Source organism: Exiguobacterium sp. GL_137, assembly GCF_057834585.1.
In genome coordinates, this window is sequence record NZ_CM174406.1 from 1,686,371 (window position 1) to 1,700,840 (window position 14,470).

General features: G+C 47.3%; 14 protein-coding genes. 7 read left to right on the forward strand and 7 right to left on the reverse strand.

Annotated elements, in window-relative coordinates:
* Nucleotides 1-192 precede the first annotated feature (192 nt).
* From AC3IRK_RS09015 to mnhG, 7 genes are read left to right on the forward strand one after another with little or no spacing between them, the layout of a single operon-like run.
* Nucleotides 193-2,598, forward strand: a complete 2,406-nt coding sequence (locus AC3IRK_RS09015; protein ID WP_188004454.1) for a Na+/H+ antiporter subunit A — start codon at nucleotides 193-195, stop codon at nucleotides 2,596-2,598.
* The gene (locus tag AC3IRK_RS09020; protein WP_034769866.1) at nucleotides 2,595-3,035 is read left to right on the forward strand and encodes a Na(+)/H(+) antiporter subunit B; all 441 of its coding nucleotides are present in this window, start codon (nucleotides 2,595-2,597) and stop codon (nucleotides 3,033-3,035) included. The genes AC3IRK_RS09015 and AC3IRK_RS09020 overlap by 4 nt, the downstream gene beginning before the upstream one ends.
* A gap of 3 nt (nucleotides 3,036-3,038) precedes the next feature.
* Entirely contained in the window at nucleotides 3,039-3,380 is a 342-nt protein-coding gene (locus AC3IRK_RS09025; protein WP_114595646.1) for a Na(+)/H(+) antiporter subunit C, read from the forward strand.
* The gene (locus tag AC3IRK_RS09030; protein ID WP_131972583.1) at nucleotides 3,373-4,857 is read left to right on the forward strand and encodes a Na+/H+ antiporter subunit D; all 1,485 of its coding nucleotides are present in this window, start codon (nucleotides 3,373-3,375) and stop codon (nucleotides 4,855-4,857) included. Before AC3IRK_RS09025 ends, AC3IRK_RS09030 begins: the two co-directional genes overlap by 8 nt.
* A gap of 3 nt (nucleotides 4,858-4,860) precedes the next feature.
* Nucleotides 4,861-5,337: a Na+/H+ antiporter subunit E gene (locus tag AC3IRK_RS09035; protein WP_131972582.1), complete on the forward strand. Its 477-nt coding sequence runs from the start codon at nucleotides 4,861-4,863 to the stop codon at nucleotides 5,335-5,337.
* Between the two features lie 8 nt (nucleotides 5,338-5,345).
* Entirely contained in the window at nucleotides 5,346-5,621 is a 276-nt protein-coding gene (locus tag AC3IRK_RS09040; protein WP_370529000.1) for a Na(+)/H(+) antiporter subunit F1, read from the forward strand.
* Nucleotides 5,605-5,985: a monovalent cation/H(+) antiporter subunit G gene (gene mnhG / locus AC3IRK_RS09045; RefSeq protein ID WP_131972580.1), complete on the forward strand. Its 381-nt coding sequence runs from the start codon at nucleotides 5,605-5,607 to the stop codon at nucleotides 5,983-5,985. Before AC3IRK_RS09040 ends, mnhG begins: the two co-directional genes overlap by 17 nt.
* A 56-nt stretch (nucleotides 5,986-6,041) precedes the next feature.
* On the opposite strand, the gene AC3IRK_RS09050 is transcribed toward mnhG, so the two are convergent.
* From AC3IRK_RS09050 to AC3IRK_RS09080, 7 genes are all read right to left on the reverse strand, one after another.
* Nucleotides 6,042-6,488, reverse strand: coding sequence for an Rrf2 family transcriptional regulator (locus AC3IRK_RS09050; protein ID WP_131972579.1), 447 nt, complete (start codon nucleotides 6,486-6,488; stop codon nucleotides 6,042-6,044).
* Between the two features lie 194 nt (nucleotides 6,489-6,682).
* Nucleotides 6,683-7,573, reverse strand: coding sequence for a glycerophosphodiester phosphodiesterase (locus AC3IRK_RS09055; protein ID WP_489169892.1), 891 nt, complete (start codon nucleotides 7,571-7,573; stop codon nucleotides 6,683-6,685).
* Between the two features lie 176 nt (nucleotides 7,574-7,749).
* On the reverse strand, nucleotides 7,750-9,003 hold the full coding sequence (odhB, locus tag AC3IRK_RS09060) for a 2-oxoglutarate dehydrogenase complex dihydrolipoyllysine-residue succinyltransferase (protein ID WP_489169893.1): 1,254 nt from the start codon (nucleotides 9,001-9,003) through the stop codon (nucleotides 7,750-7,752).
* A 51-nt stretch (nucleotides 9,004-9,054) separates the two neighbouring features.
* A complete protein-coding gene (locus AC3IRK_RS09065; RefSeq protein WP_131972576.1) occupies nucleotides 9,055-11,910 on the reverse strand; it encodes a 2-oxoglutarate dehydrogenase E1 component in 2,856 nt (951 codons plus the stop codon).
* A 350-nt stretch (nucleotides 11,911-12,260) separates the two neighbouring features.
* The gene (locus AC3IRK_RS09070) at nucleotides 12,261-12,989 is read right to left on the reverse strand and encodes an amino acid ABC transporter ATP-binding protein (RefSeq protein WP_131503650.1); all 729 of its coding nucleotides are present in this window, start codon (nucleotides 12,987-12,989) and stop codon (nucleotides 12,261-12,263) included.
* Entirely contained in the window at nucleotides 12,986-13,630 is a 645-nt protein-coding gene (locus AC3IRK_RS09075; RefSeq protein ID WP_131503649.1) for an amino acid ABC transporter permease, read from the reverse strand. Before AC3IRK_RS09075 ends, AC3IRK_RS09070 begins: the two co-directional genes overlap by 4 nt.
* Before the next feature lie 36 nt (nucleotides 13,631-13,666).
* Nucleotides 13,667-14,386, reverse strand: coding sequence for a transporter substrate-binding domain-containing protein (locus tag AC3IRK_RS09080; RefSeq protein ID WP_426355407.1), 720 nt, complete (start codon nucleotides 14,384-14,386; stop codon nucleotides 13,667-13,669).
* Nucleotides 14,387-14,470: the final 84 nt, after the last annotated feature.

The window sequence follows — 14,470 nt, forward strand, 5'->3', positions numbered from 1 at the left end:
TTTCCTGCACTACATCATGAAGGTTCGCGTCATGCAGAGAGCCGAAATCTACGTTATACTTTTAACAGATGCTTCATAAGAATCGAATGATTGGATAAAAGGACTCGTCACAAGCACGACTGCTCGCTTGCGTACTACGTCCTTCTTTCATTTTTTTCGATGAAATGAACGATATGAAAAGGGGGGAATCATGTGTCATTGCTTCATTTCGCAATTTTATTGCCGCTAGTCGTCAGTCTCTTCATTCCATTGCTGTATAAAAAAATTCGATCGGTGCACACCGGCTGGTTCGTTTTGCTCGTTCCGCTGATATTGGTCGCCTATTTCAGTCAATTCCTCAGCCAGACGATGGCCGGGAAAACAGTCGTTGCGACGATGAAATGGATTCCTTCGCTCGACATCAACTTTACTGCTTACGTTGACGGCCTGGGTCTGCTGTTTGCGTTGTTGATTACCGGAATCGGTTCGCTCGTCGTCCTGTATTCCATCTATTATCTCGATGCCAAAAAAGAAGCTCTTCATAATTTTTATGTTTACCTACTTCTTTTCATGACGGCGATGCTCGGAATCGTCTTATCTGACAATATGATCGTCATGTATCTATTTTGGGAATTGACATCAATTTCGTCCTTCCTCTTGATCGGTTATTGGTACGAGCGGGAACGCTCCCGTTACGGTGCACAAAAGTCGATGCTCATTACTGTATTCGGTGGTTTGTCGATGCTGGGCGGGATTTCCCTGCTGTCGCTGCTGTCCGGTTCATTCAGTATCCGGGAATCGCTGGCGACGGTCGGCACTTATTCAAGTGATCCGCTCTTCACCGTGTCGCTTGTCCTGTTTTTACTGGCAGCTTTTACAAAATCGGCCCAGTTTCCGTTTCATATCTGGTTACCGGATGCAATGGAAGCGCCGACCCCGGTCAGTGCTTACCTGCACTCGGCCACGATGGTCAAGGCCGGTCTGTATCTCGTCGCCCGGATGAGTCCCATCTTTGCTGAAACACCACTTTGGTTTTATCTGGTCTCGTCTGTCGGAATGTTCACACTCTTCTGGGGGTCGCTGAACGCCGTCAAGCAGGTCGATTTAAAAGCGATTTTAGCGTATTCGACGATTTCCCAACTCGGTCTGATCATGTCATTGCTCGGACTCGGAGCAGCTGCGTTACAGGTCGAAATCTTACCGGACAGCCTCTATACGGTTGCGACCGTTGCTGCCGTCTTTCATTTGATTAACCATGCCACATTTAAAGGAAGTCTCTTCATGATGGCGGGGATTGTTGATCACGAGACCGGCACACGGGATATCCGAAAACTCGGCGGCTTATCGCAACTGATGCCGGTGACGTTTACGATCGCGACCATCGGAGCGTTGTCGATGGCGGGTGTCCCGCCCTTCAACGGTTTCTTGAGTAAGGAAATGTTTTTAACCGGTGTGCTCGAAGTATCAGAGTCCGGATTGTTCCATCTCGATACATTTGGACTCTTGTTCCCATTCGTTGCGGTCATCGGCAGCATCTTTACGTTTGTCTACAGTATCTTAATTGTTTACCGGACGTTCCTCGGTCCAAGACAACTCGACAAGTTGCCGAAAAAACCGCATGAAGCACCGATCGGCATGCTGATTCCGCCGCTCGTTCTCGTTTCATTGGTTATCTTAATCGGCTTGTTCCCGAACCTGTTGTCGAACACGTTGATCCGCCCGGCCGCTGAAGCGATTTTACCGAAAGTGATCGCAAATGGCGGGACGATTCCAGTCGAGATCAAACTCTGGCACGGATTTAACCTGGAACTGTTCTTAACCGTCCTGATTATCTCAGTCGGTACGTTTTTATTCCTGACTTTACCGAAATGGCGCTCGTTGTATCACCGGATGCCGAAACAGGTCTCACTCAACCATCAATATGACGCATTGTTGCGTCGAGGTGAACGGACATCGACCGCTATCCATGATACGGTCATGACCGGCTACATGCGGTCTTACTTGGTCTACATCTTCGGTTTTATCGTCGTTTTGGTTTTATCGAGTCTGTATTTCCTTGATGCCTTCCGGTTTGATGTGAATCCGCTCAGTACGGTTCACACTTATGAAGTCGTCTTAGTCCTCGTCCTCGTTGGCAGCGCCTTGTCGATTACGTTTGCCCGGTCCCGTTTGACATCGATTATTCTGCTTGGTGTCGTCGGTTATACGGTCGCTCTGTTCTTCGTCTTATTCCGGGCACCGGACCTGGCTTTAACGCAACTCGTCATCGAAACTGTGTCCGTCGCCCTGTTCCTGCTTGTGTTTTATCATATGCCGGAAATCAGCCGGAAAGAGGAACGGATTAAGTTTAAACTCGGCAATGCCGCCATCTCGGCACTCGTCGGATTAAGCGTCACGTTGGTCGCACTGGCTTCACTCAGCCAACGCTCATTCGCTTCGATTGCCCAGTATTACATCGACAACGTGGCGGACTTAGCCGCTGGCGGTAATATGGTCAACGTCATCCTCGTCGACTTCCGTGGTTTTGATACGTTGTTTGAAATCAGTGTATTAGCAATTGCCGGTCTTGGTATCTACGCGATGATTAATTTCCGGAAGACAGGAGGAATCGATAAATGAAAAATCCGATCAAAAAACATACGAACGACGTCATCTTGGAATCTGCGACGACGTTCATCACGTTCATCATCTTTTTGTTTGCCGTCTACCTGTTTTTCGCCGGTCATTACACACCGGGCGGCGGCTTCGTCGGCGGTCTTGTAACGGCTTCCGCACTCGTCTTGATCTTGCTTGCCTTTGATATCAAGACGCTTCGGCAAATCCTGCCCGTCGATTATAAACAGATGACAGCCATCGGGATGTTGATTTCCGTCCTGACAGCGTCAGGTGCCCTGTTGTTCAACAAACCATTTTTCACACATGCCCACGACTATTTTAATTTGCCGCTGTTCGGAAAAACGTCCTTACATACGGCGATGCTGTTCGACTTAGGCGTGTATCTTGTCGTCGTCGGTGTGACGATGACGATTATTCAAACGATTGGGGAGAGTGATTAACGCATGGAAATCATCATGGCGATTGCAGCAGGCATCCTGACGATGTGTGCTGTGTATCTCATTCTTTCAAAAAGTGTCTTACGGATCATCATCGGAACGGGTTTACTCAGTCACGCCGCTCATTTGCTCGTCATGACGATGGGCGGTTTGAAGACTGGTGCCGCTCCCGTCCTCAAAGACGGAGTCACCCAGTATACGGACCCACTGCCACAAGCGCTTGTCTTGACGGCTATCGTCATCAGCTTTGGGGTGACCGCATTTTTCCTTGTCCTTGCTTATCGGGCTTATCAGGAACTGGGAACAGACAATCTGGAGGAAATGAAAGGAACCGATACGCATGATTAATTTACCGTTACTACCGCTTTTGATTCCACTTATCACCGGGGTCATCTTGATGCTGTTTCCGAGTCGTCTCCGTCTGCAACGGACGCTTTCACTCGTCTCGACCTTCTTGACCATCGTTGCAGCCGTCTATCTCGTTTACAGTATCCGCCAAGATGGCATTCTGACCGTCACACTTGGTAGTTGGCCGGCTCCGTTCGGTATCACTCTCGTGTCGGATATGTTATCAGCCTTGCTCGTCCTGACGACCAGCTTACTTGTCTTTTTTGTCGTCTGGTATTCGATCTATTATTTGTCGGATCTGCATCAACGGTTTTACTATTACATCGCCGTCCAGTTTTTACTCGTCGGTGTCAACGGTGCCTTCACGACAGGTGATATTTTCAACATGTTCGTCTTTTTCGAAGTGTTTCTGATTTCGTCTTACGTCTTGATTGTTCTTGGAGGCAAGCCGGCCCAACTTCGGGAGTCGCTGAAGTATTTGTTGATTAACGTCATTTCATCCGCATTGTTCGTCATGACGGTTGCCTTTTTATATGGTGTCATCGGTTCCCTGAGTATGGCCGATATTTCACAAAAGATTACTGAAATCAATCAACCCGGTATCCTCAGTGTCATCGCGGTTCTGTTTTTAATTGTCTTTGGCTTAAAGGGTGCCATCTTCCCGTTGTACTTTTGGCTTCCCGGCTCCTACCAAGTACCACCGACACCTGTTCTCGCACTGTTTGGTGCATTACTGACGAAAGTCGGTGTCTACGGGATCTTGCGGACATACAGCCTGTTTTTTTCGCACCAGCAAGAGTTTACGCACCAAATTCTCGGGTGGCTTGCACTGGCAACAATCATCATTGGTGTCATCGGTGCGCTGGCGACACGTGACGTCAAACAGATCTTAATCTACAACATCATCGTCGCAGTCGGTGTCATCTTATACGGTGTCTCCGTCATGACCCGTCAGTCGCTCGAAGGAGCAGTGTTCTACCTGGTCCATGACATGTTGATCAAGGCGGCCTTATTCCTGCTGATCGGCGTCATGATTGGTATTGCCGGATCAAGTCGTCTAAAAGACATGGGCGGCATGATCAAAGACTATCCCTTACTCGGATGGACGTATTTCATCGCTGCATTGTCGCTCGCCGGAATTCCGCCACTCAGCGGTTTCATCGGAAAACTGCTCATCGTCCGGGGTGGTTTCGAAGCCGGGGATTTAGTCGGTCCATTCGTCGTCTTGATTTCAAGTCTGCTCGTGCTCTATTCCGTGATGCAGATTTTCATCCGTGGATTCTGGGGAACACCGAAAACCTACAGTGGTCCGAAACACCACCTGATGAAGCAGTTGCTCGCACCGGCATTCGTTTTGGTTGGAATTACCGTTTTGTACGGTATCGGAACGGAAGCGGTCCGGCCGTTCATCTCGCAGGCGGTCGATCCACTTGTCGACCCCTCAATCTATATTCAAGCTGTACTGAAGGAGGATTAACCCATGCCATTTCAGTTATTACTCAACATCTTGCTTGCGTTCCTCTGGATGTTTCTTGCTAACTCCTTCTCGGCGTCATCGTTCATCATCGGCTATTTACTAGGATTGATTGCGATGTTCGCGATGCGACGGGGTTTCAGCAGCCGGTTTTATCTCGGACCGTTCATCGCCTTGATCCGACTGTTCATTCGCTTTTTGTACGAACTGGTTGTTGCGAACCTTCAGGTGCTGTCCATCATCCTGAAACCGCGTCTTGATATTAAGCCCGGTATCTTTGCCTATGAAACCGAACTCGAACACAATTGGCAAATTACATTGCTATCGATGCTGATTACGTTGACACCGGGGACATTGGTCGTCGATATTTCGGATGATAACAAAACGTTGTACATTCATGCCTTGCACATGCCGGAGGCGGATGATGCCGTCGCCTCGATCCGCAACAGTTTTGAGAAAGCCATCTTGGAGGTGAGCCGCTAATGTTAGAGATGTTACTATTCATCGCTTTAGGAGGCGTCTTTCTATCCATGCTCGGTTTATTTTACCGGGTCATCAAAGGACCATCCGTAGCTGACCGGGTCATCGCTCTCGACTCGATCGGGATCAGCTTGATTTCCGTCGTCGGTCTCGTATCCATCATCCTTCGGACAAGCGACTATCTTGAAGTCATTTTATTGATTGGGATATTAGCCTTCATCGGGACCGTCGCCTTCTCGAAATTCATCGAGAAAGGAGAGATCATCGAACGTGACCGCAATCAGTGATTATTTTGTAGCCGCCTTTGCGTTGATCGGGGCATTTTTCAGCCTCGTGACGGCACTTGGCCTTATCCGGTTACCTGACCTCTACACGCGCGCGCATGCCGCCTCTAAGAGTGCGACACTCGGCGTCATGAGCATCCTCATTGGCGTCATCATCTATTTCGTCGTGGAAGATGGATTTTTCTCTTCCCGCGTCCTGCTCGGAATTCTGTTTGTTTTGATTACAGCACCAATCGGCGGACATTTAATTGCCCGCGCCGCCTATTACAGTGATGTTCCGTTGTGGAAAGGATCTGTTCAAGATGACCTTGCCAAAAATCCGGAACATGTCACTCCTAAAAAACGGTCCGGTCCAAAACTAAAATGAGTGGACTTTTTATACTAAACTAGACGAGTATACAAAAAATGGATGCCCCCGTTCACTTAACGTGAAGGGTTGGCATCCGTTTTTGCAAATAACAAGTTCAGTTCGTATGGGTTTTTGAGTAGTTCGGCTAATGTATGTTGTTCCAGTTCACGGATAAAGGCGCGCAACGCACGACCGAGAATCCCTTTGAGTTGACATTGAGGTTCGATGACACAATGCCCGTCTGCCGCAAAACATTCGACGATATCCATCGGCTCCATCTCACGAACGACTTTCCCAATATTGATTTCTTCCGGATCGCGAATTAACCGAAGACCCCCAGTCCGTCCACGTGTCGATTCCACGTACCCGAGCCTCGTTAATTGTTGCGTGACTTTCATTAAATGATTGGAAGATATCCCATAATGATTGGCAATCGTCGGCATCGGTGTCACTTCTTCGCGATGAAGACCTAAATAGATCAGAACGCGGAGTCCATAGTCTGTATATTGAGTGATTCGCATTGCATTCCTCTCCATCCTCTGTTCATGGAACCGGTTTAAAATCCCACTTAACACTGTTGTTACATCGTATCATGTTCGATACCAATCGAAAAAAAAGAATGTGCTTTTATGAGTATACGTAACGGAAAGCGATTTAGATGTCATTTGAACAAAAAAAGTCAATTTCCTGAAAAGGAAACTGACTTTCGGGGAAGTTATTTCTTTTTTGGGTGTTGCAATACTTCGTTAAATCGATCGGCGAAGTTCGTGAAGACGCCAGTTACACCGTAATCGAGCATCCGTTTCATCTCTACTTTCTCATTGACGGTATACGGATGCAGTAACAACCCTGCACTCCGGATTTGTCTGGTGTTTTCTCGTGTCAATGATTTAAAAGATGGTCCGACGCCAACCGCATAAGACTTGATGGTTTTTAATGTATTTGGAGTCATATCCGTCATTTGCGGTGCCTCAAGAAGCTGGACGAGCGGAAGTTTCGGATCTAATTGCTTCACCTTCAACAAGCTGTCCCGACTGAACGATTGAATCATGACTTGTCCCGGTTTGACCTGCTTGCTCGATAATCCGTGACGTCGTAACGTATCTAATAGTTTTTTCTCCATCCCCGGGTAAACCTCCGGTGATTTCGTCTCGATATAGTAATTGGCTTGTTTGCCGTACCGGTTAAAAATTTCGTTTAACGTCGGCACTTTCAATCCCTTATATGTTTTCTTCGCATAGGCCGGATAGGATTCGTTAAACCAGCTGCCGGCATCGAGGCGTTTGATTTGCGCGAGTGTTTGATCCTTGACGGCGCCGGTACCATTTGTCGTCCGATCGACCGTCTCGTCATGCATCGCAATCAACTGACCGTCCTTCGTCATTTGTAAGTCAATCTCAATATAATCGGCTTTGAATTTTTTATGACCCATCTCATATGCGGTCTTCGTATGTTCCGGTGCATACCCGGATGCTCCGCGGTGAGCAATGTTGACAATCCGGTTTGGATCGAGCAGTCCTTTTGCTTTCCCCGCTGCTTCAATGCTCGTCGTGCTGCTTGCGACAATCATTCCCGCGACTACCGTGACACCGATTTGTTTCAACATTCATGGTTCCCCCTTTGAAGTAACGTACAGATGTATCTTATCGGCTTTCAATGAAGGATTTATGAATTCCATGTAATCTTCTGTTTAGATTCGATGACAGAGTTGTCATATCCGCTCAATCCGGTACACAAAAACTCCCTGCTTCAGTTACAGAAACAGGGAGCAGGAATATTCGATTAGGCTTCAAAGATCAATGATTCCGGATCTTCGAGCAAATCTTTGATGTGCTTCAGGAAAGTCACGGCTTCTTTCCCGTCAACGATCCGGTGATCATAGGAAAGCGCGACATACATCATCGGACGGTTTTCCATCCGCTCGGCGTCGATGGCGATCGGACGCAGGTTGATTGCATGCATTCCGAGAATCGCAACTTGCGGTCCGTTGAGGATTGGTGTCGACATCAATGAACCAAACGTTCCGCCGTTTGTAATCGTAAATGTTCCGCCTGTCAAATCCGATAAACCGAGTTTGTTGTCCCGGGCTTTGACCGCCAGATTGATGATATCTTTTTCAATTTCACCGAAGTTCTTTTTATCAGCGTCACGGACGACCGGTACAACTAAACCATCCGGTGCTGAAACCGCAATTCCGATATCATAGAATTTCTTGAGCACGATTTCGTCTCCTTGAATTTCGGCATTCAAATATGGCATTTTTTTCAAAGCGGCGACGGCTGCTTTTGTGAAGAACGACATGAAACCGAGTTTGACTTCATTGTCCTTGACGAATTTTTCTTGGCGGCGTTTCCGTAACGACATCACAGCAGACATATCGATTTCATTGAACGTCGTCAACATTGCCGCTGTTTGTTGCACTTCGACTAAGCGATTGGCAATTGTTTTACGGCGGCGCGACATTTTAATCCGTTCTTCCGGTTTGCCAGGGGCAACAGCAGGCGGTGCGGCTTGCGGTGCCGGAGCTTGTGGTGCTTTTGCTTGTTCGCGTGGTGCGACTTCAAATGTCGCAACGTCCTGCACACGAATGCGACCGAGTGGATCTTGTGTCGCGACTTGCGCTAAATCAATTCCTTTTTCACGTGCCATTTTCCGGGCAGCGGGTGAAGCGATTGGACGATCGGCGCGTGACGTCGCTTCTGTTGCTGCGACGGCTGCCGGTTGTTCTTTTTTCGGTTCTTGTGCAACAGGTGTTTCTTTTTGTTCAGGTGCTGGAGCTGCTTCTGTCGGTTGTGCCACTTCTCCACCTGCTGTAATGATAGCAATCGTTTCTCCGACGCGGACTGTATCCCCTTCGGCAGCCATTACTTCAGACAGAATTCCAGCTTCGTCAGACGGTACTTCGATGTTGACTTTATCTGTCTCCAGTTCGACGATGGCTTCCCCTTTTTCTACCTGATCGCCGGGCTGTTTTAACCACGATGCGACCGTACCTTCCGTAATCGATTCTGCAAGTTCTGGCACTTTGATTTCCATGTTAATTCGTCCCCCTAAGACTTTTCGTGTTTGACCCCACTTGATTTTAGATTAGACATTTGTTTCGGAAGTAGCTGATGTGCTTGGTTGATCGACTGTCGTTCGTGTCAAAGCTTCTGTCAGGATTCGCGCCTGTTCGACTTTGTGCCCTGTCGGATCACCTTCCGCTGTACTCGAACGTCGACGACGACCGATGTAACGGACGGTTGTGATTCCGTTGATGGCAACTGATTCAAGACGTGGCTCGATGTATGTCCAGGCTCCCATGTTTTTCGGTTCTTCCTGAACCCAGACAAATTCACCGACATTCGGATAACGTTCCAACAACGCGTTTAACTGTTTGGCCGGGAATGGATAAATTTCTTCAATCCGTACGATGTGCAACCAGTTGAAATCATCGTCTGATTTCGAGACGGCTTCTGCCAAGTCAATTGCAACTTTTCCGCTGCAGAAGACAATCCGCTCAACCTGTTCCGGTGTTTGTCCCAAACCATCCTGTTCGACAATCCGTTTGAATGAACCGTCTGTCAGTTCAGATAAATCGGACGTCGCGAGTGGATGGCGGAGTAAACTTTTCGGTGTCATGACGACTAGCGGACGTACTTCTTCTTTTCCAAGAATCGCGGCTTGACGGCGAAGCAGATGGAAGTACTGTGCCGCACTTGAAACATTGGCGACTGTCCAGTTCTTTTCGCCTGATAACGTCAAGAACCGCTCCAATCGGCCACTTGAGTGCTCCGGCCCTTGTCCTTCGTATCCATGCGGTAATAGCATGACAAGTCCGGACGTCTGCCCCCATTTTGCACGGCTTGCCGAGATGAACTGATCAAAGATGACTTGACCGGAGTTTGCGAAGTCGCCGTACTGGGCTTCCCATAAAACAAGTGTTTCCGGCGCAAAGACGTTATAGCCGTATTCGAATCCGAGAACGCCTGCTTCCGATAATGGACTGTTGTATACAGCAAACGATGCTGTTGCTGACTTCAGACTGTGCATCGGTGAAAACGATTTGCCGGTCTTCACATCATTCAGATTAATGTTTCGTTGGGCAAATGTTCCCCGTTCCGAATCCTGACCACTTAATCGAATCGGTGTGCCATCGGAAAGAATTGAAGCAAATGCCAATGTTTCGGCATGACCCCAGTCGATGCCGTTTTTCGTCGTCAACGCATCCGTGCGGCGTTTCAGGACTTTCTCAAGTTTATGGAAAACGTTAAATCCACTCGGCCACTCGAGGAGTTGCTCGTTATAGTCCGTCAATTTCTCGACCGCAACCCCTGTCTCGATGTGCGGGACTCCTTTGAAGACGACATCCGGCATGACGCCGCCGTATTCTTTTTCCACATTCGGGACTTTCTCCCGGGCCGCTTTCATCATCTCATTGATGTCCGCTTCAATCTTCGTCACATCTTCTTTTGCGACATCGCCCTGTTCTACCAGTTGCTTGGCATACAGAACGCGTGCTGAATCATGTTTATGGATTAAATCGTAGAGAACGGGATTCGTATTCATCGGCTCATCCATCTCGTTATGTCCGAAGCGACGATACCCGATCAAGTCAATCAAAACGTCCTTGTTGAATGTTGCACGGTATTCGCTAGCGAGCAATGCTACGGCCAGACAACTTTCCGGTTCATCCGCATTGACGTGGAAAACAGGAATCTCGTAGCCTTTTGCCAAATCACTCGAATAGCGTGTTGAACGGGAATCAGTCGGTTCTGTCGTAAAACCAATCGTATTGTTGGCAATGATATGAATCGTTCCGCCCGTATTGTATCCTTTTAAGTTAGTTAAATTAAGCGTTTCAGCAACAATCCCCTGTCCCGGGAACGCAGCATCACCGTGAATAAGAATGGCAGCCGCTTTTCCCTGTTCCTGACGAGGTGCTCCTTTTTGTGAGCGGTCGTCTTGCGCAGCCCGTGTAAACCCTTCGACGACAGGATCGACGAATTCAAGGTGAGACGGATTGTTGGCAAGCGTCATTCGAACGTTGCTCGATTGTTGCTCCATCTTCCGGTTTAATCCGAGGTGATACTTGACGTCCCCCGTCCAACCGTACGTGATCCCGATTGATCCTTCTGAGGGAACCAAATCATGGTTCGGCGCATGTTGGAACTCTGCAAAAATCATTTCATATGGTTTTCCTAAAACGTGCGCTAAGACATTCAGTCGTCCCCGGTGCGCCATTCCGATGTTGATCGTTTCCGATCCGTTGGCAATCAGATGTCCAACAATCGTATCGAGTAACGGAACCATCGCATCAAGTCCTTCGATTGAAAAACGTTTTTGTCCAACGTATGTTTTATGCAAATATTTCTCAAATAATTCGGTTTCCGCTAAACGTTTGAACAATTGCTTTTTTTGATCAATTGTCAGCTTAGCTGTCAATGCCCCTTGTTCAATCTTTTGCCGCAACCATTTCTTTTCATCCAAGTCATCGACATGTTGAAATTCAACCGCTGCCGCCCCCGTGTACTGAGCCTTTAAGTGCTCGATTCCTTCAAAAGCATCTTGAAGATGAGCCGGTGGTTCTGGACAAACGAGTGTGACAGGCATGGCGCGTAAATCGGTTTCTGTCAATCCGAATTGACGGAGCTCGAGCAGTTCTGTTTCCCGTGGATGATCTTTGAGCGGATAAATATCAGCTGCAAGATGACCTTTCGCCCGAATCTGATCAGCTAATCGACTCGCGGCCAAATACTTTTCGAAATCTCCCGTTTCGACCGTTTGCTTCGTTACACGTTCTGAAACCGGAGCACCATTTTGTTCAAAATATGCCCGTGTTTCTTCATCGACTGAAGAAGCATCTTCTAAAAAGCGTTCATACAATTCAATGATGTACCCAAGGTTTGGTCCATAAAATGCTTGTTGGTCCTGGCTTGCCATGTACGGTTCCCCCCGTTTCATTCGTTTCACTCCTGTACTGCATCAGTACGTTTCCAGCTCTCTACCTGTTAGCGCTTTCAAATCATATGACATAAAAATTCGATAATCGTCATGTTCCTGACATTTCATCCGAACATAACCCTTAACGAAGGCCTGTATGTCAAAAGTGTTTGCCTTAGTTATTATATTACTACTTCTTTTAGGTCAGTGCGTTTCGAATTCCCAATTTCTCCGTCACAAATGTATAAGTTTTTCTTATGACTGTACCCTGTGTTCTTTATGATTGAAACGTCTCTAGGCGAAAACAGGCGTTTTCATTAAAAAAAGCAGGAATGACCTCCCTGAAGGTCATTCCTGCTTCATTTCATCATTTACAAAACTTTACTTAAAAAAGACTGTGTCCGTTCGTGTTGCGGAGAATCAAACAATAAACTCGGAATGTTTTCTTCGACGATAAAACCACCGTCCATGAAAAGAACACGATCCCCGACTTCACGGGCAAATCCCATCTCGTGCGTAACGACAATCATCGTCATCCCTTCGAGTGCCAATTGCTTCATAACGGCAAGAACATCCCCGACCATCTCTGGATCGAGTGCGGATGTCGGTTCGTCAAACAACATGATTTTCGGATTCATGGCCAGAGCACGGGCAATGGCGACCCGTTGTTTTTGACCACCGGACAGTTCACCCGGATAATTATCCGCTTTTTCCCGTAATCCCACTTTATCCAGCAATTCGAAAGCCCGCTGTTTCGCTTGAGTTTTATCCGTTTTCCGAACCTTCATCGGTGCAAGCGTCACGTTCTCGAGCACCGTCTTATGTGGAAACAAGTTGAAGTGTTGAAACACCATCCCTACTTCTTCCCGTACTTTATTGATATCGACTTTCGGATCCGTAATGTCGTGTGTATCAACAATCACGGTCCCTCCTGTAATATCCTCCAGCCGGTTTAAACAGCGGAGAAACGTACTTTTTCCGGATCCTGAAGGTCCGATGACACAAACGACTTCTTTTTCTTGAATCTCAACCGAAATATCCTTTAACACTTCGTTTGAACCAAATGACTTTTTTAATTGTTTTACTTCAATGATACTCATCGCAGTGTAAACCTCCGTTCCAAGAATTTCCCTAACAATGAAAGGAGATAGATGACGACGAAGTACATCAGACCGACAACTGTCCAAACGATGAACGGTTCAAATGTCGTCGCCTGTTGCACTTGTCCCTGTTGCGTCAAATCCGCGATCCCGATGATCGATAGTAACGACGTATCTTTTAGACTGATGATCGATTGGTTCGTAATCGTCGGCAACATCCGGCGGAAGGCTTGCGGTAAAACGATTTGCGTCATCGTTTGACGTCCTGTCATCCCGAGTGATCGTGAGGCCTCGGTTTGACCTTTATCAATCGATTGAATCCCTGCCCGGATGATTTCAGCAAAGTAGGCTCCGGCATTGATCGCAACTGTCAGGATTCCGGCATACATCCGGTCCATGGACAACCACTCGAGCGAGTTGAGTCCAAAATAGATAAAGAACAATTGGACGATAAAGGGGGTTCCCCGAATAACATCGATGTAGACGATGGCGATACCGTTTAAAATCTTAAGTGGTGATAAACGCATCAATGCGACGATCAAGCCGATTAAAAATCCGACGATGACCGCGATGATAAAGATATAAAGGGTGATCTGTAACCCTTCCAAGAAAAACGGAAACGCCGTTTTTGCGACTTCCATCAGTGACTCAACTCCCTTGTCATTCGTTCAAATAGCTTATTTCAAATACGTATCGACGATTTTGTCGTACTCGCCGCTTTCTTTCAGGTTAGCCAGTCCTTTATTGATTTTTTTCAACAACTCTTCGTTTTCACCTTTTAAGACAGCGATTCCGTAGTTATCCCCGTTCAAACGGTCTCCGACGAGTTTCAGACCAAGATTTTGTTGTTTGTTGGCATACGAGATGACCGGATAATCTTCAATCAATGCTGCAGCATTTCCGTTTTTGACTTCTTGGAACATGGCTGGACTGTCATTGAATTGTGTGACTGTGATACCGAGTTTATCTGCATTGTCCGTCGCATATTTTGCACCTGTCGTTCCTTTTTTGACCGCGACTTTCTGTCCTTTTAAATCATCGACCGACTTGATTTTATTGTTGTCATCTTTGACGACTAAAATCAATCCGGCTTTAAAGTACGGATCGGAGAACGTGACGACTTTTTTCCGCTCCGGCGTGATACTCATACCGGCAATTGCAACATCCAACTGGTTCGCTTGAAGAGCCGGAATGATTCCGCTGAAGTCCATTGCTTCAAACTTGATTTTAAACCCTTGATCCTTTGCAATGGCTTTGATGAGATCGATATCGATCCCCTTGTACGTGTCCCCGTCTTTATATTCGAACGGTGGATACGTGACATCGATTCCGACTTTATACGTCTTGTCTTTCGACACCTCGTCCTGTGATCCGATACTGCATGCACTCAATACCATTAAACAGCTGAGCAGTAAAAATAAAACCGATAAATGCTTTTTCATGTTGTTACTCCTCTCTTGAAGACAAATAAGACAAATGCC